16 protein-coding genes are annotated in these 16,349 nt (G+C 71.0%); 14 read left to right on the top strand and 2 right to left on the bottom strand.

Annotated elements, in window-relative coordinates; all coding sequences use genetic code 11:
* The first annotated feature begins 31 nt into the window (after positions 1-31).
* From FFS51_RS11580 to holA, 3 genes are read left to right on the top strand one after another with little or no spacing between them, the layout of a single operon-like run.
* Positions 32-628 (top strand): ComEA family DNA-binding protein, encoded by a 597-nt coding sequence (locus FFS51_RS11580; RefSeq protein WP_249352715.1) that lies wholly within the window; start codon positions 32-34, stop codon positions 626-628.
* Between the two features lies 1 nt (position 629).
* Positions 630-2,951 carry a ComEC/Rec2 family competence protein gene (locus tag FFS51_RS11575; RefSeq protein ID WP_137878420.1) on the top strand — a complete coding sequence of 774 codons (2,322 nt, stop codon included), beginning with the start codon at positions 630-632 and terminating at the stop codon, positions 2,949-2,951.
* A 9-nt stretch (positions 2,952-2,960) separates the two neighbouring features.
* Positions 2,961-3,986 (top strand): DNA polymerase III subunit delta, encoded by a 1,026-nt coding sequence (gene holA, locus FFS51_RS11570; protein ID WP_137878419.1) that lies wholly within the window; start codon positions 2,961-2,963, stop codon positions 3,984-3,986.
* 144 nt (positions 3,987-4,130) lie between these two features.
* On the opposite strand, the gene rpsT is transcribed toward holA, so the two are convergent.
* Together rpsT and FFS51_RS11560 are read right to left on the bottom strand one after the other, a co-directional pair.
* On the bottom strand, positions 4,131-4,391 hold the full coding sequence (rpsT, locus tag FFS51_RS11565) for a 30S ribosomal protein S20 (protein WP_045246847.1): 261 nt from the start codon (positions 4,389-4,391) through the stop codon (positions 4,131-4,133).
* 146 nt (positions 4,392-4,537) lie between these two features.
* Complete coding sequence (locus tag FFS51_RS11560) at positions 4,538-5,284, bottom strand: alpha/beta fold hydrolase (protein WP_137878418.1); 747 nt, start codon at positions 5,282-5,284, stop codon at positions 4,538-4,540.
* A gap of 72 nt (positions 5,285-5,356) precedes the next feature.
* Here FFS51_RS11560 and lepA point away from each other — a divergent pair, with 72 nt between their 5' ends.
* The 11 genes from lepA to era all read left to right on the top strand — a co-directional run bounded on the left by lepA (position 5,357) and on the right by era (position 16,254).
* Positions 5,357-7,207, top strand: coding sequence for a translation elongation factor 4 (lepA, locus tag FFS51_RS11555; protein ID WP_137878417.1), 1,851 nt, complete (start codon positions 5,357-5,359; stop codon positions 7,205-7,207).
* Positions 7,208-7,220: 13 nt separating this feature from the next.
* Positions 7,221-7,871, top strand: coding sequence for a DUF1990 domain-containing protein (locus FFS51_RS11550; protein ID WP_137878431.1), 651 nt, complete (start codon positions 7,221-7,223; stop codon positions 7,869-7,871).
* Positions 7,871-9,085, top strand: a complete 1,215-nt coding sequence (gene hemW, locus FFS51_RS11545; protein ID WP_137878416.1) for a radical SAM family heme chaperone HemW — start codon at positions 7,871-7,873, stop codon at positions 9,083-9,085. Before FFS51_RS11550 ends, hemW begins: the two co-directional genes overlap by 1 nt.
* Before the next feature lie 86 nt (positions 9,086-9,171).
* Positions 9,172-10,212 (top strand): heat-inducible transcriptional repressor HrcA, encoded by a 1,041-nt coding sequence (hrcA, locus tag FFS51_RS11540; RefSeq protein ID WP_137878415.1) that lies wholly within the window; start codon positions 9,172-9,174, stop codon positions 10,210-10,212.
* A 40-nt stretch (positions 10,213-10,252) separates the two neighbouring features.
* Entirely contained in the window at positions 10,253-11,362 is a 1,110-nt protein-coding gene (gene dnaJ, locus FFS51_RS11535; RefSeq protein WP_045246852.1) for a molecular chaperone DnaJ, read from the top strand.
* Between the two features lie 3 nt (positions 11,363-11,365).
* On the top strand, positions 11,366-12,097 hold the full coding sequence (locus tag FFS51_RS11530; RefSeq protein WP_045246853.1) for a 16S rRNA (uracil(1498)-N(3))-methyltransferase: 732 nt from the start codon (positions 11,366-11,368) through the stop codon (positions 12,095-12,097).
* A gap of 25 nt (positions 12,098-12,122) precedes the next feature.
* Positions 12,123-12,470 carry an HIT domain-containing protein gene (locus tag FFS51_RS11525; protein WP_045246854.1) on the top strand — a complete coding sequence of 116 codons (348 nt, stop codon included), beginning with the start codon at positions 12,123-12,125 and terminating at the stop codon, positions 12,468-12,470.
* 43 nt (positions 12,471-12,513) lie between these two features.
* Positions 12,514-13,542: a PhoH family protein gene (locus tag FFS51_RS11520; RefSeq protein ID WP_245610946.1), complete on the top strand. Its 1,029-nt coding sequence runs from the start codon at positions 12,514-12,516 to the stop codon at positions 13,540-13,542.
* Complete coding sequence (ybeY, locus tag FFS51_RS11515; protein WP_045246856.1) at positions 13,539-14,015, top strand: rRNA maturation RNase YbeY; 477 nt, start codon at positions 13,539-13,541, stop codon at positions 14,013-14,015. Before FFS51_RS11520 ends, ybeY begins: the two co-directional genes overlap by 4 nt.
* Positions 14,012-15,355 (top strand): hemolysin family protein, encoded by a 1,344-nt coding sequence (locus FFS51_RS11510; protein ID WP_045246857.1) that lies wholly within the window; start codon positions 14,012-14,014, stop codon positions 15,353-15,355. The genes ybeY and FFS51_RS11510 overlap by 4 nt, the downstream gene beginning before the upstream one ends.
* Complete coding sequence (gene era, locus FFS51_RS11505) at positions 15,352-16,254, top strand: GTPase Era (RefSeq protein WP_045246858.1); 903 nt, start codon at positions 15,352-15,354, stop codon at positions 16,252-16,254. The genes FFS51_RS11510 and era overlap by 4 nt, the downstream gene beginning before the upstream one ends.
* The last annotated feature ends 95 nt before the right edge of the window (positions 16,255-16,349 follow it).

Here is a 16,349-nt window from a genome sequence, read left to right as displayed (position 1 = left end):
GCCGCGAGACCGGCGCGCCTAGCGTCGGGGTGTGCGCGGCTCCGATGACCTCCCCACTGTGCGCCCGGGTGTGCGGGTGAGCGTCGGGGCGGCCGTGGTCGTCGTGCTCCTCGCCCTCGGGGTGACCGTCGTCATCGGCATGGTGCGATCCGGCGGGTCGACAGAGGTGGTGGATGCCGCGGCATCCGCCTCGCCCTCTGCCGCGCCGTTCGGACAGGTCTACGTGCATGTCGCGGGGGCCGTGGCGACGCCCGGGATGTATCGGCTCGAGAGCGGCGCGCGCCTCGCCGACGCGATCGCGGCGGCGGGCGGGTTCACCGCCGATGCCGACCGGGCGGCGGTGAACCTCGCTCGCACCGTGTCGGACGGCGAGCAACTCGTCGTGCCGGTCGTCGGCACATCTCCGCAGGGCGGCACAGCGCCGGCGGCCGGCGACGGGCTCGTGAACCTGAACACGGCGGATGCCGCGGCGCTCGACACGCTTCCGGGGGTGGGGCCTGCGACTGCGGCGCGGATTCTCGCCTGGCGCGAAGAGCACGGCCGATTCGGCAGCGTCGATGACCTGCTGAGCGTGTCGGGAATCGGCGAGAAGACGCTCGACGAGCTGCGCGACAAGGTCACGGTGTGAGTTGGGTGCCTATCGCCTCCTTCCGGTCGCCGGTTTCACCTGGGCGGCCGCGGGCATCGCGCTGTTCGGCGGCGCGTCGATCGTTGCGGCGATCGGTGCAGCCGTTGCTCTCGGAGCCATCGTCACGCTGTGCTGTGCGCGCCGAGCCAGCGGTCGTGCGCGGGCTGTGCTCGTCGTCGCGGTGATCGCAGCGTGCGGTGCGGGGGCCGCGGCATCCGCTGTCGTGTTCTCGATACCCGCGCGCGAGCAGGTACGTGACGCCCTGATCGACTCCCGTGCCGAGTCGGTGTCGGTGCGTGTCGTCGGCAAGGTCGAACCGCGCGCGCAGGGGTTTGCGTTCGACGCGCAGGTGGTGTCCGTCGAGACCCGCACGGGTCCACGCCCCGGACGCGACGTTCCCGTCGTCGTGCTCGCGCGAGGCGGTGTCGGGGCAGGCACCGACGTGGGCGCGGTCGTGCGCGTCGAGGCATCGGCGTTCGCGGCCGACGCCGGCGATCGCGCCGTCGCCGTGCTCACGGCGGACGCGCCGCCCACAATCGAGCGGCCAGCCGACGGCGTGCTGGCGGGCGTGGCCGCGCTGCGCCGCGCGCTCGCCCACGCCACCGTCGGCCTGCCCGGCCCGGCCGCGGGACTCATCCCCGGACTCGCGATCGGGGACACCGCACTCGTCGACGACACGCTCGACGCGCAGATGAAGACCGCCTCCCTCACGCACCTCACCGCCGTGAGCGGGGCGAACTGTGCGATCGTCGTCGCGCTCGGCTTCGCCACAGCCGCCGCGCTCGGCGCGCGGAGACGTATGCGTGTCGCCGTCGGCCTCACCCTGCTGGTCGGGTTCATCACGCTCACGACGCCCGAACCCAGCGTGGTCCGGGCCGGGGCGATGTCGGCGATCGCCATGTTCGCCGTGCTGACAGGACGCACCGCCACCGGCATCGGCGTCTGGTCGCTCGCGCTCACCGTGCTGCTCGTGCTCGACCCGTGGCTCGCCACTTCGATCGGCTTCGCTCTGTCCGCCGCGGCGACGGCGGCGCTGCTCGTGCTGGCGCGGCCCCTCGCCGCCGGGCTCGGCCGCGTGATGCCCCGCGCGCTCGCGCTCGGCATCGCGGTGCCGCTGTCCGCCCAGCTCGTGTGCGCACCTCTCATCGTCGTACTCACCCCGACGGTGCCGATCTACGGCGTCGTCGCCAACCTCATCGCCGCCCCGGCCGCGCCCGTCGCGACGATCGTCGGGCTCGTCGCCACGCTCGCCGCGCCCCTCCCGGTGCTGCAGCAGGGACTCGTCGCCGTGGCGTGGCTGCCGGCCGCGTGGATCGCCGAGACCGCCCGCCTGTTCGCCGCATTGCCGTTTGCGACCGCGCCGTGGCCGGGCGGCCCCCTCGGCATCGTCGTGCTCGCCCTCGTGGGCGCCGCCACGCTCGGACTGCTCGCGCCGCTCCCACGCCGGCGACTGCGCACCGTCACGCGCGCGGCATCCGTTCTCGTCGTCTCGGTGACGGCGGGCGCCACGATCGCCGCGACGGTGCTGCTCCCCGTGGTCTCACGAAGCGCGATGCCACCCGACTGGAGCATCACCATGTGCGACATCGGCCAGGGCGACGCGGTGTTGGTGCGCTCCGCGAGCGAGGTGGCGCTGATCGACACCGGAGACGATCCCGAGCTGTTGAGCGGATGCCTCGACCGCGCCGGGATCGACCGCATCGACCTGCTCGTGCTCACCCACTTCGACCGCGATCACGTGGGTGCCGCACACGCATTGAACGGACGTGTCGACACCGTGATGCACGGTCCGACGACCGAACGTCGCGAGACGGACATCGTCCGCGCGCTCGGCGCCGCCCGCACCGTCGTCGCCCACGCGGGGATGAGCGGAATGCTCGGCGATGCGCGCTGGCGCGTGCTGTGGCCTACGGCGACGGCGGGGGAGTTCGCCGAAGGAAACGACGGGAGCGTGGTCGTCGAGATGGGCGGGGGTGCGGTCCCACCCGCGATCTTCCTCGGCGACCTCGGCGCGACGGCGCAGCGGGCGCTCCTGCGTTCCGGTGGAATGTCGTCAGGGCTGCAGGTGGTGAAGGTGTCACACCACGGTTCCGGCGACCAGGACCCCGGTCTCTACCGTCGCATCGGTGCCCTCATCGGGCTCGTCTCGGTCGGTGCCGGGAACAGCTACGGCCACCCGCGCGACACTGCACTCGCGGTGCTCGCCGCCGCCGGAACGACGGTCGTCCGCACCGACACCGACGGCACGGCCGCCGTCAGCGAGGTCGACGGGCGCCTCGTCGTCTGGCACGCCGGAGCCCGCGACGTCGACGGCCCTCGGTAGGCTTTCGACATGGCCGCTCCCCGTAGACCCGCTCGCGCGAGCGCCATCCCGCAGCTCTCCTGGCGCACACCGCAGCCCGCGCCGATCGTGCTCGTCTCCGGCCCCGAAGAGGTCTGCGCGCAGCGGGCGACCAGCGGTATCCGCAGCTATCTGCGCGCCGAAGACGAGGCGCTCGAGGTCAGCGACATCGACGCCGCCGACTACACGGCGGGATCGCTCCCCGCATACGCGGCCCCCTCGTTGTTCGGCGAACCGCGCCTCATCCGCGTGACCTCGGTCGAGAAATGCAGCGACGCCTTCCTCGCCGACGCGCTCGCGTACCTCGCCGCCCCCCAGGAGGGCGCCACCGTGGTGCTGCGTCACTCCGGCGCGAGCGTGCGCGGCAAGAAGCTGCTCGACGCCATCAGGGCGGGCGAGGGCGGAGGCGTCGAGATCGCCTGTCCCGCCATCACCCGCGACGCAGACCGCGTCGACTTCGCGGCGGGCGAGTTCCGTGCCGCGAACCGCCGCATCGAGCCCACGGCGCTGCGCGCTCTCGTCGCCGCGTTCGCCGACGACCTCACCGAACTCGGCGCCGCCTGCCAGCAGCTTCTCGCCGACGTCGACGGCACGATCGACGACCGCATCGTCGAGCGCTACTACGGCGGGCGGGTCGAGACGTCCGCGTTCACCGTCGCCGACACGGCGATCGCCGGGCGGCACGGTGAGGCGCTGCTCGCGCTGCGTCAGGCGCTCGCCTCGGGCGCCGACCCCGTGCCCCTCGTCGCCGCGCTCGCCTCGAAGCTGCGCACCATGGCACGCGTGGTGGGCTCGCGGGAATCCGCGCCCGCCCTGGCCGCGCGACTCGGCATGAAGGACTGGCAGGTCGACCGCGCGCGTCGCGACCTCAACGGCTGGTCGTCAGAGGCGCTCGGGGGAGCGATTCAAGCCGCCGCCCGCGCAGACGCCGAGGTCAAGGGCGCCAGCCGCGACGCGACGTTCGCTGTCGAGCGTCTTCTCACGATCGTGGCGACGCGGCGCCCCTACGGCGACTGAACGCCGCGGTTCGTCACGCTCGCGCGCCAGGCACGCATGCCGCCCACACGGTGTGCACGCGACGCCGCGCACACCACGCGACCCCGCGCACGAAAGCGAGAAGGCCCGCCCCGTCGAAGCGGTGCGGGCCTTCTCGATGGTCGCTCAGAGAGCGGAAACCTGCTTCGCGATCGCCGACTTGCGGTTCGCGGCCTGGTTCTGGTGGATGACGCCCTTGCTCACGGCCTTGTCGAGCTTCTTGGTCGCGGTGCCCAGAGCCTTCTCGGCGGCGGCCTTGTCGCCGGCGACGATGGCCTCTCGGGTGCGACGCACCGCGGTCTTCAGCTCGCTCTTGACGGCCTTGTTGCGCTCGTGCGCCTTCTCGTTGGTCTTGTTGCGCTTGATCTGCGACTTGATGTTTGCCACGTGTGGTCAGACTTTCGTTTCGGTGTTGTCGTGGTGGTGCCGTGCAGCGAGAGAGGGGCGCTGTGCGGCGAATCGCGGGGGTCTGGGATTCCCCACACGCAAGCCAAAAGCCGAGTCTACCAAACGAGCGGGCTCCGCACGAAACGTCAGGCTGCGGCATCCGTCTCGTCGACGGCAGTGCTGTCGATCGTGGCCAGCGCGAGATCCAGCACCGCGTTGAACACGCGCGGTGCCATCGCCGTCACGAGGTGCGTGGTGTGGGGAACGACGATCAGCTCGGCGTCGGGGAGGAGCGTCTGGAAGAGCTTCTCGCTCACCCGCAGCTGATCCCACTGGCCGTTCACGAACCACGTCGGCACCCGGATGCGCGACACCGCCGCCATGAGGTCGAGGGCTCCGAGGGCGCGCAGCGCCGTGTCCTGCGACTCGAACGCGTACCCGCCCGCCCCGAAGTCCCACCGCGTCTCCGACGGGAGGGTGCGATCGAGCACACGCTCTCCCAGCCATTCGCCGTGACCAGGAAGGCTGTTGAAGGTGCCGACCGCGGCGCGGTAGGCGACGAGAGGGATGCCGCGCGGCAGCGCCGTGCACGAGGCACCGATGTACGCCGCAATCGGGGGAGCGACCACGGCGCCTGCGTACTGGGTCGTGAGGAGTCCGCCGAGCGAGTGCCCGACCAGGAGCACGGGACCGGTGTCCGCAGCCGACCGCACCGCGTCGTCGATGGTGCGGAAGGCCTCGTCGAGCGTGAACGGCTCCCCGCGTCGGGTGCCGTGTCCCGGCAGGTCGAGAGCCACCGCCGACACCCCGCGCTGCTCGAGATGGGCCACCTGTGCGCGCCACATGGTCGCGGACGTGCGGATGCCGTGCACCATCACCACGGTCGTCGCCATGTGCCCACTGTAGAACCGGTGGGTGGGCGTGAGGGCGGTGCATCCGAGGCGGCACCCTAGAATCGTCGGGACATGTCTCCGCGTGCCCTCTCTCCGCTCCAGCCCAGCGCCACCCCGCCGGCGAGCATCCGCAACTTCTGCATCATCGCCCACATCGACCACGGCAAGTCGACCCTGGCCGACCGCATGCTGCAGATCACGGGTGTCGTCTCCGACCGTGACATGCGCGCGCAATACCTCGACCGCATGGACATCGAGCGCGAGCGCGGCATCACGATCAAGAGCCAGGCGGTTCGCATGCCCTGGCAGACCGCGGACGGCACGTTCGCGCTGAACATGATCGACACACCCGGGCACGTCGACTTCACCTACGAGGTGTCCCGGTCGCTCGCCGCCTGCGAAGGCGCGATCCTGCTGGTCGACGCCGCACAGGGCATCGAGGCGCAGACTCTCGCGAATCTCTACCTGGCGCTCGAGAACGATCTCGAGATCATTCCGGTGCTGAACAAGATCGACCTGCCCGCCGCCGACCCCGAAAAGTTCGCCGGCGAGCTCGCGAACCTCATCGGCGGGTCGCCCGACGATGTGCTGCGGGTGAGCGGGAAGACCGGCCTCGGCGTCGAGGAGCTGCTCGACCGCATCGTCGAGCGCATCCCGTCGCCGAAGGGGAACGCGGATGCCCCGGCCCGCGCGATGATCTTCGACTCCGTGTACGACGCCTACCGCGGCGTCGTCACCTATGTGCGCATGGTCGACGGGAAGCTGGAGCCGCGGGAGCGCATCCAGATGATGTCGACCAAGGCGACGCACGAGCTGCTGGAGATCGGCGTCTCGAACCCCGAGCCGACGCCCACCAAGGGGCTCGGCGTGGGCGAGGTCGGCTACCTGATCACGGGCGTGAAGGATGTGCGCCAGTCGAAGGTCGGCGACACCATCACGAACCTCCGCAAGCCCGCAACCGAGGCACTCGCCGGATACACGGACCCGAAGCCGATGGTCTTCAGCGGCATCTACCCGATCGACGGCAGCGATTACGCCGATCTGCGCGAGGCCCTCGACAAGCTCAAGCTCTCCGACGCCTCGCTGCAGTACGAGCCCGAGACCTCGGTCGCCCTCGGGTTCGGGTTCCGCTGCGGGTTCCTCGGTCTGCTGCACCTCGAGATCATCACCGAGCGCCTGGCCCGCGAGTTCGGCCTCGACCTCATCACGACCGCACCGTCGGTCACTTACGAGGTCACGACCGACACCGGCGAGACCGTCGTGGTCACAAACCCGAGCGAGTACCCGGACGGTCGTGTCGCGTCGGTCTCCGAGCCGGTCGTGAAGGTCGGCATTCTGCTGCCCAAGGACTACGTGGGCACCGTGATGGAGCTCTGCCAGACGCGCCGCGGCACCCTGCTCGGCATGGAGTACCTCAGCGAGGACCGCGTTGAGCTGCGCTACAACATGCCGCTCGGCGAGATCGTCTTCGACTTCTTCGACCAGCTGAAGTCGAAGACCCAGGGTTACGCGAGCCTCGACTACGAACCCGCGGGATCCCAGACCGCCGACCTCGTCAAGGTCGACATCCTGCTGCAGGGCGACAAGGTCGACGCGTTCAGCTCGATCGTGCACCGTGAGAAGGCGTACTCGTACGGCACGATGATGACCGAGCGGCTGCGCAAGCTCATCCCGCGCCAGCAGTTCGAGGTGCCGATCCAGGCCGCGATCGGCGCCCGCATCATCGCCCGGGAGAACATCAGGGCGATGCGCAAGGATGTCCTCGCGAAGTGCTACGGCGGTGACATCACCCGAAAGCGCAAGCTCCTCGAGAAGCAGAAAGAGGGCAAGAAGCGCATGAAGATGGTGGGTCGCGTCGAGGTGCCGCAGGAGGCGTTCATCGCCGCCCTGTCGGGAGACGTGGACGGCAACGAGAAGAAGTAGGCGGGTGCACCACATGCGCAAGGGAACGACCCGGGACGGCGTCGTCGACTACGCGGCGGTCGGAGCCACACAGGCGGTCGACCTCATGCAGTACCCGCCGGAGCGGAGCCTCCCGGCAGAGTCGTCCTGGCGCATCGGCAGCGGCGAAGAGCGATTCCGCGCGGCGGGCGACGCGCTGCTGAGCTGGCAGGCGCTGCGTGATGCGGGCCTCACCGTGAAGGACGTCACCCCCGCCGCCGGCCCCACCTACGCCGGGGTGAGCTTCGACGAGAACCGTCAGCCCATCGCGCCCAGCCGTCTCGAGGCCGATCAGCGCTTCGACGCCGACGGCACACCGTGGGTGGCCGCGGGAGCGAGCGTGCGACTGCACGGCCGTGTCGACGGCATGAACGCCGACGGGCACCTCCGGGTCATCTTCGTCACGGAGGAGCCGCGCCGCGTCGGATTCGTGCTCGGCACCCTCGGCGAGTCGGTGGTCAGCGGGGAGGAGTCGTTCCTCATCGAGTGGCTCCCGAACGATGAGGTGTGGTTCTCGGTGCGGGCCTTCGACAGCCCGACCGCGTTGTCGTACCGGGCGCTGCGCACCCTCGTGCGCCGTCGTCGTCGTGCGCTGTTCACCCGCTACCTGCGCGCGGTGTCGCCCATGTTCACCACCCCGGCCTGATGCCCTCAGCGCTTCCCCTCGGCGATCCGGCTCCGGCCGACGGCGGCCTGCCCGACCTGCTCCCGGCCGCGCACCCCGACTTCGGCGTGTACGTGCACGTGCCGTTCTGCCGCGTGCGCTGCGGGTACTGCGACTTCAACACCTACACGGCGACGGAGCTGCGCGGCGCCAGCCAGGCGGACTATCCCGACGAGGTCGCGCGGGAGATCGCGCTGGCCGCGCAGGTGATGGATGCCGCGGGCCGGCGGCGGGCGGCGACATCCGTGTTCTTCGGCGGCGGCACGCCGACGCTGCTCCCGGGCGATGCGCTCGCGCGCATGCTGGGTGACGTGCGCGACGCGTTCGGCATCGCCGCCGATGCGGAGGTGACGGTCGAGGCGAACCCCGACACGGTCACACCGGCGCTGACGGCGAGGCTCGCCGAGGCGGGCGTGACGCGTCTGTCGATCGGCATGCAGTCCGCCGTTCCGTCGGTGCTGGCGACCCTCGACCGCACCCACGAGCCGGCCGCGGTCCCGCGGGCGGTCACTGCGGCGCGCGCGGCCGGGCTGCAGGTGAGCGTCGACGTCATCTACGGCACGCCGGGGGAGACGCTCGCGGACTGGGAGCGCACCCTCGACGCCGTCACCGCTCTCGAGACCGACCACGTGTCGGCGTACGCGCTGATCGTGGAGGAGGGCACGGCGCTTGCCCGCCGCATCGCACGCGGGGAGATCGACACGGTCGACGACGACGTGCAGGCCGACATGTACGAGCTCACCGACGCGCGCCTCGCGGCGGCGGGGTACGGCTGGTACGAGGTGTCGAACTGGTCGCGCGATGAGGCGACCCGCTCGCGACACAATCTCGCCTACTGGCGCGGCGCCGACTGGTGGGGGTTCGGGCCGGGCGCCCACTCGCACGTCGGCGGCGTGCGCTGGTGGAACGTGAAGCACCCCGCGGCGTACGCGCAGCGCCTGTCGGTGGGTTCCTCGCCCGCGGCGGGACGGGAGTCGCCGGATACCGCGTCCCGCGCCCTCGAGCGCACGATGCTCGAGGTGCGCATCGCCGACGGGCTGGCCGTGGCGAGCCTGCCGGCCACCGGTCGCGCGGAGGTGGCGGGGCTCATCGCGGACGGCCTGGTCGACGGGGCATCCGCCATCGCCGGGCGCCTCGTCCTGACGCTGCGCGGTCGACTCCTGGCCGACGCGGTCGTGCGACGGCTCACCGCCTGAGCCATGTGCGTCGCGCCGCGAGTGGCACCCCGGTCCGCGCTAATATTGGCACTCACGTGATGTGAGTGCCAGCGAGGGGAGGCGGAATGGTCAGCGAACGCGGCCTCGACGTCCTGCGGGCGATCGTGCAGGACTACGTGGCGACCCGCGAACCGGTCGGCAGCAAGTCGATCGTCGAGCGCCATGCCTTCGGGGTGTCGGCCGCCACCATCCGCAACGACATGGCGCTGCTCGAGGACGAAGAGCTCATCAGCGCGCCGCACACTTCGTCGGGACGCGTGCCGACCGACAAGGGCTACCGCGTCTTCGTCGACCACCTCGCCGAGTTGCGACCGCTCAGCACTGCCCAGCGCAACGCGATCGCCACATTCCTCGAGGCCCCTGCCGACCTCGACGACCTGCTCGCGCGCACTGTGCGCGTGCTCACGCAGGTCACCGGCCAGGTCGCTCTCGTGCAGTACCCGTCGTTCGAGCGCGCGAACGTGACGCACATCGAGCTCGTGCACCTCGGCGGCCCGCGCGTCGTCGTCATCCTCGTCACCGACACCGGTCGTGTGTCCCAGCGGATCGCGAGCCTCGGGACCGACCTCGACGACGCGGATGTCGCGACCCTCCGCGCCCAGGTCTCGGTGCTGGTCACGGGCGGCTCGGTGCAGGAGGGCCTCGGCAAGATCGCCCACACCCTCGCCGAGACGTCCACCCGTTCACCGCGAGAGGATGCTGCCTCGCGCGCGCTGCTCGCTGCCGTCGCCGAAGAGCTCGAAGAGTTCCGTCAGGATCGCCTCGTGATGGCGGGTGCCGCGAACCTGGCCCGACGCGAGTCGGACTTCCAGGGCAGCATCTACCCGCTGCTGGAGGCGATCGAGGAGCAGGTGACCCTGCTCAAGCTCATGACCGAGATGGCGGTCGACGCCGAGGGCCTGGCGGTCTCCATCGGCCGCGAGAACGAGGCGTTCGGGCTGAGCGAGGCATCCGTCGTGACCAGCGGCTATGCCGGCACGATCGGCGAGGCACGCCTGGGTCTGCTCGGGCCCACGCGCATGGACTACGCGACCAATCTCAGCGCCGTGCGCGCCGTGGCTCACTATCTGAGCCGCCTCATGGCCGACGACGAGCGCGCGCGATGACGAATACGACCCTGCCCGCTTCGCGGGCGGAGAGGTGACTGTGGCCGACCACTACGAGGTGCTGGGCGTCGAGCGCGACGCGAGCCCCGAGGACATCAAGAAGGCGTATCGACGGCTAGCCCGCCAGCTGCACCCCGACGTCAACCCGAGCCCCGAGGCGGCGGAGCAGTTCAAGCTCGTCACCCACGCGTACGACGTGCTCAGTGACGCCGATCAGCGACGCGCCTACGACATGGGCGGCGAGACGGGATCGCCGTTCGGCGGCGCCGGGTTCGGCGGCTTCAGCGACATCTTCGACACCTTCTTCGGCGGGGGCGGTGGGAGCCGGGCGCGCGCTCGTTCTCGCCGGGAGCGCGGCCAGGACGCGCTCGTGCGCGTGACGCTCGATCTCGCCGACGTCGTGTTCGGCGCGCATCGCGACCTCGAGGTCGACACCGCTGTGCTCTGCGAAACCTGCCAGGGCTCGTGCTGCCAGCCGGGGACGGCTCCCGTCACCTGCGACATCTGCCACGGCACCGGACACATCCAGCGCACGGTGCGCAGCCTCATCGGCAATGTCGTCACGCAGCAGCCCTGCGCGAGCTGCCAGGGCTACGGCACGACCATCCCGTACCCGTGCGCCACCTGCCAGGGCCAGGGACGCGTGCGCTCGCGTCGCACGGTCTCCGTCGACATCCCGGCCGGCGTCGAGACGGGCCTGCGCCTGCAGCTGCCGGGCTCCGGTGAAGTGGGACCCGCGGGGGGCCCGAACGGCGACCTCTACCTCGAGGTGACGGTCGCCCCGCACGACATCTTCAGCCGTGACGGCGACGACCTGCTCGCGACGCTCGAGATCTCGATGCCCGACGCGGTGCTGGGAACGACAACCCTGATCGACGCCCTCGACGGGCCCGTCGAGCTCGAGCTGCGCGCAGGGGTGCAATCGGGCGACGTGCTCACGATCAAGGGCCGCGGCGTCTCACCGCTGCGCGGCAGCGGCCGCGGCGACCTGCGCATCGGCGTGCATGTGCTCACGCCCTCTCGCCTCGACGCGAAGGAACGCGCCCTCATCGAGGAGTTCGCCCGCAAGTCGAAGGCGCCGGAGCCGCAGCTTGCGCAGTTCCACCAGGGCCTCTTCGCGCGGCTGCGTGACCGGTTCCGGAACGGCTGATCCGTGGCGCTCCACTTCGTGGACGATGGCGCCGCCGCCGCGAGGGCCGGTGACACCGTCTCACTCACCGGGGCCGAGGCACATCACGCCGCCGCGGTGCGGCGTGTGCGCCCGGGGGAGAAGGTCACGGTCGGCGACGGCCGCGGCGTGTGGCTCACCGGCACCTGCGAGTCGGTCTCACCGAAGCTCGTCGTCGTGCGCATCGACGACCGACGGGTGGATGCCCCGCCCGCCACCCGTCTGCGCCTCGTGCAGGGCCTCGCCAAGGGCGATCGCGACGAGCTGGCCGTGCAGGCCGCCACTGAGCTCGGGGTCGACGAGATCGTGCCGTGGCAGGCAGCCCGCAGCGTCTCCCGCTGGGACGCGGGCAAGGCCGTCAAGGGACGGGACCGCTGGGAGGCGATCGCCCGGGAGGCGGGCAAGCAGGCCCATCGTGCGTGGCTCCCCGAGGTGAGCCCGCTCGTGACCACCCGTGAGCTCGCCGGCCGGGGTGCGGCATCCCGTCTTCTCGTGCTCGAGCCGACCGCGAGCGTGCGCCTCGCCGACGCCGTGAGCAGCGACCTCGCCGATGTGACCTTCATCGTCGGCCCCGAGGGGGGAATCGCCCCCGACGAGCTGACCGCGCTCGCGGACGCGGGAGCGGAGCTCGTCCGACTCGGCGACACGGTGCTGCGCACCTCGACCGCCGGCCCCGCGGCGCTCGCCGCCGTGTCGGTGCTGCTCGGGCGCTGGTGAGACGGGCGCCGGTAGACTCGTTCCTATGAGCGAAGCCTCCGTGTTCAGCCGCATCCTCGCGCGTGAGATCCCCGCCGAGATCGTGGCCGAGACCGACACCCTCTTCGCGATCCGCGACATCGCGCCGCAGGCTCCGGTGCACCTCCTGGTGATCCCGAAGTCCGCCGAATACCGCGATGTCACCGAGCTCGCGGCCACCGACCCGGCCCTGCTGGCGGAGATCGTCGCCCTCGCCTCCGAGCTCGCGGCCCAGCACGCCGACGGCGACTTCCGGCTCGTGTTCAACTCGGGCGCCGGTGCCGGCCAGACGGTGTTCCACGTGCACGCCCATGTGCTCGCGGGCGGCCTTTCGGAGCAGGGGCTCGGTGCCTGACTCCGAACCCGTCACCCGCCGCCTCCTCGCGGACGGCGTCGCCATGGTGCGTCTGCTCGGCCCGCAGGACCGCCTGCTGCGCGTCGTGGAGCGCGCGCACCCCGACGTGCAGGTGCTCGTGCGCGGCAACGAGATCACCCTCACCGGTGACGAGGATCCCGTGGCCCGCGCCGCCGAGCTCGTCGAGGAGCTGCTGCAGATGACCCGCAACGGCGTCGACCTGGATGCCGCGGGTGTCGCGTCGTCTGCCCGCATGCTGCGCACCGACGGGTCACCCCGTCCGTCCGAGGTCATGGGGGAGGCGATCCTGTCCTCACGCGGCAAGGTGATCCGCCCGAAGACCGCAGGGCAGAAGGCGTACGTCGACGCGATCGAGGAGAACACGATCGTCTTCGGCATCGGTCCGGCCGGCACGGGCAAGACGTACCTCGCGATGGCGAAGGCGGTGCAGGCCCTGCAGCGCAAGGAGGTCTCCCGCATCATCCTGACGCGGCCCGCCGTCGAGGCGGGGGAGCGGCTCGGTTTCCTCCCCGGAACCCTCACCGACAAGATCGACCCGTATCTTCGGCCGCTCTACGACGCGCTCAACGAGATGATGGACCCCGAGATCGTGCCGAAGCTCATGGCGTCGGGCACGATCGAGGTCGCGCCGCTCGCCTACATGCGCGGGCGCACGCTGAACGACTCGTTCGTGGTGCTCGACGAGGCACAGAACACGACTCCCGAGCAGATGAAGATGTTCCTCACGCGTCTCGGGTTCGGCACGCGCATGGTCGTCACGGGCGACATCACGCAGATCGACCTGCCGCAAGGCGCGTCGGGCCTGCGGCTCGTCACCCGCGTGCTGTCGAACATCGACGACATCCACTTCTCCTACCTGACCAGCGACGACGTCGTGCGCCACACGCTCGTCGGACGCATCGTCGACGCCTACACCGAGTACGACGAACGTCGACTCGCCTCCCGCCGCGAGCGGGACGAGGCATCCGAGTTCGCGGGGCGCGTCGAGCGACGCACCGCCGCCCGCGGGGGCTCCCCGCGGGACCACCTTCCGAAGCGGGGACGCACATGACCATCGAGATCACCAACGAGTCGGGGGTGGCTGTCGACGAGACCGTGCTGCTGCGTCTCATGGAGCACAACTTCGCGGAGCTGCACATCAGCCCCGACGCCGACGTGGCGATCCTGCTGGTCGACGAGGGCGCGATGGAGTCGCTGCACGTGCAGTGGATGGACGAGCCCGGCCCGACCGACGTACTCAGCTTTCCGATGGACGAGCTGCGCCCCGGCACCGAGGAGCAGCCCACCCCGCCGGGCCTGCTCGGCGACATCGTGCTGTGCCCGCAGGTCGCCGAGACCCAGGCGCGTGAGGCGTCGCCCGTGCATTCCACGCAGGACGAGCTCGTGATGCTCACCACCCACGGCCTGCTGCACCTCCTCGGGTACGACCACGCCGAGCCCGACGAGTCGAAGGAGATGTTCGGCCTGCAGCGCGACCTCATCATCGCCTTCGCGCACTCCGAGCGTCGACGACCGGCGTCATGACCGTCGCGCTCCTGCTGGTCGCCGCGGTGCTGCTGGTCGCCTTCGGCGGCCTCATGGCGGCGATCGACGCCGCACTCTCGGTGACCTCGACACAGGATCTGGACGAGCTCGCCGACGGCGCGCGGTCGTCGCGGGCGCTCCATCGCATCGCGGCCGACCCCGCCGCGCACGCGAACTCGGTGGTCTTCATCCGCGTCCTCGCTGAAACCGGCGCCGCGGTGCTCACCGCCGCGGCCTTCATGCTCTGGTTCGACGACATCTGGTGGGCGCTGCTCGCGGCGGTCGTGCTGATGACGATCGCGTCGTTCGTGCTCGTGGGCACCTCGCCCCGGTCGGTCGGGCGTCGCAACGCGGCGGGGCTCCTGCGTGGCAGCGCCGGGCTCGTGCGCGGCATCCGTCTTCTGCTCGGCCCGATCGCGCACCTGCTCGTGATCCTCAGCAACCGGGTCACCCCGGGTGGGGCGCGGGCATCGAGCTTCACCTCCGAGGAACAGCTGCTGAGCATGGTCGACGAGGCCGCGCTGCAGGACCTCATCGAGGAGGACGACCGCGAGCTGATCCACTCCGTGTTCGAGTTCACCGAGACCTACGTGCGCGAGGTGATGGTGCCGCGCACCGACATGGTCACGATCGGGGCGGATGCCTCCACCCGCGCCGCGATCGCGTTGTTCCTCGATCGCGGGGTGTCCCGCATCCCGGTGATCGGCGAGGACGGCGATGACGTACGAGGCGTGCTGTACCTCAAGGACCTGGTGCAGATCGCCTTCCGCGACGGTACGGTCGCGAGTGCGGTGCCGGTGGCGGGCATCGCCCGTCCGCCCGTGTTCGTGCCCGAGTCGATGCGCGCCGAGACACTGCTGCAGCAGATGAAGCGCGACGCGGTGCACGTGTGCATGGTCGTCGACGAGTACGGCGGCATCGCCGGCCTCGTGACCCTCGAGGACATCATCGAGGAGCTCGTGGGGGAGATCGCCGACGAGTACGACCCCCGCGCCGACGAGGTGGTCGAGGTGCGCCCCGGAACGTTCCGGGTGAGCGCGCGCCTCGGCCTCGACGAGGTCGGCGAGCTGTTCGGGCTCGACCTCGACGATGAGGATGTCGACTCCATCGGAGGACTGCTCGGCAAAGCGCTCGGTCAAGTTCCGCAGCCGGGCGCGACGGCCGAGGCGCTGGGGCTCCTGCTCACCGGCGGCACCTCTCGCGGCCGCGGCCGCGGACTCGCGACGGTGTTCGTGACGCGTGCAGCCGACGCCGCGGCATCCGCCCCCGAGGAACACGCGACCGACGAGCACCCCGCCGGATCGAAGAAGAAGCGCACAGCGAAGGCGGCCCGCGCATGACCGAAGACAGCCCGTACCGCAGCGGTTTCGTCACCTTCGTCGGGCGGCCCAACGTCGGCAAGTCCACGCTGACGAACGCGCTCGTGGGCGAGAAGATCGCGATCACGAGCGACAAGCCGCAGACCACGCGGCGAGCGATCCGCGGCATCGTCGACCGTCCCGACGGCCAGCTCGTCGTCGTCGACACCCCGGGCGTGCACCGCCCGCGCACTCTGCTCGGGCAACGTCTCAACGACCTCGTCGAGGACGTGCTCGGCGACGTCGATGTCATCGCCTTCTGCGCGCCGGCCGGGGAGCGCGTCGGTCCCGGTGACCGCCGCATCGCCGCATCGCTGGACGGCTATCCGCGATCGCGCAAGGTCGCGCTCATCACCAAGACCGACGCGGCCTCGCGCGACGAGGTGCTGGAGCGTCTCGCTGAAGTCGATGCGCTGCGCGAGGACTGGGCCGCGGTCATCCCCGTCTCGGCGCTCACCGGCGCCCAGCTCGATGTGCTGGCGGACGAGCTCCTCGGTCTCATGCCCGAAGGTCCGGCGCTGTACGAACACGGCGTCGTCACCGATGAATCCGAGAGCGACCGGGTGGCGGAGATCATCCGCGAGGCGGCACTGCGCGACGTGCGCGAAGAGCTTCCGCACTCGATCGCGGTGGTCGTGCAGGAGATGGGCCCGCGCGAGGACTCTGATCTGATCGACGTGTTCGCCGACATCGTCGTCGAGCGCGACAGTCAGAAGGCGATCATCATCGGCCGCAAGGGCGCGCACCTGAAGGATGTCGGCGCCCGCGCCCGCACGCAGCTCGAGGGCCTCCTCGGCTCGCGGGTCTATCTGTCGCTGCACGTGCGCGTCGCCCAGGAGTGGCAGCGCGACCCCAAGCAGCTCGGCCGGCTCGGGTTCTGACGCGGGGTCGCGGCATCCGTCATCGACCGGGGCTCACCCGGGTGTAGCCTGGTCGCATGCGTGCGGGTGATCTCCTCCTCCTTAGCTGCCGCGGC

This window comes from Microbacterium sp. 4NA327F11 (assembly GCF_005503465.1).
Classification (GTDB): domain Bacteria; phylum Actinomycetota; class Actinomycetes; order Actinomycetales; family Microbacteriaceae; genus Microbacterium; species Microbacterium ginsengisoli.
This window is presented reverse-complemented; position numbering and strand designations above follow the sequence as displayed.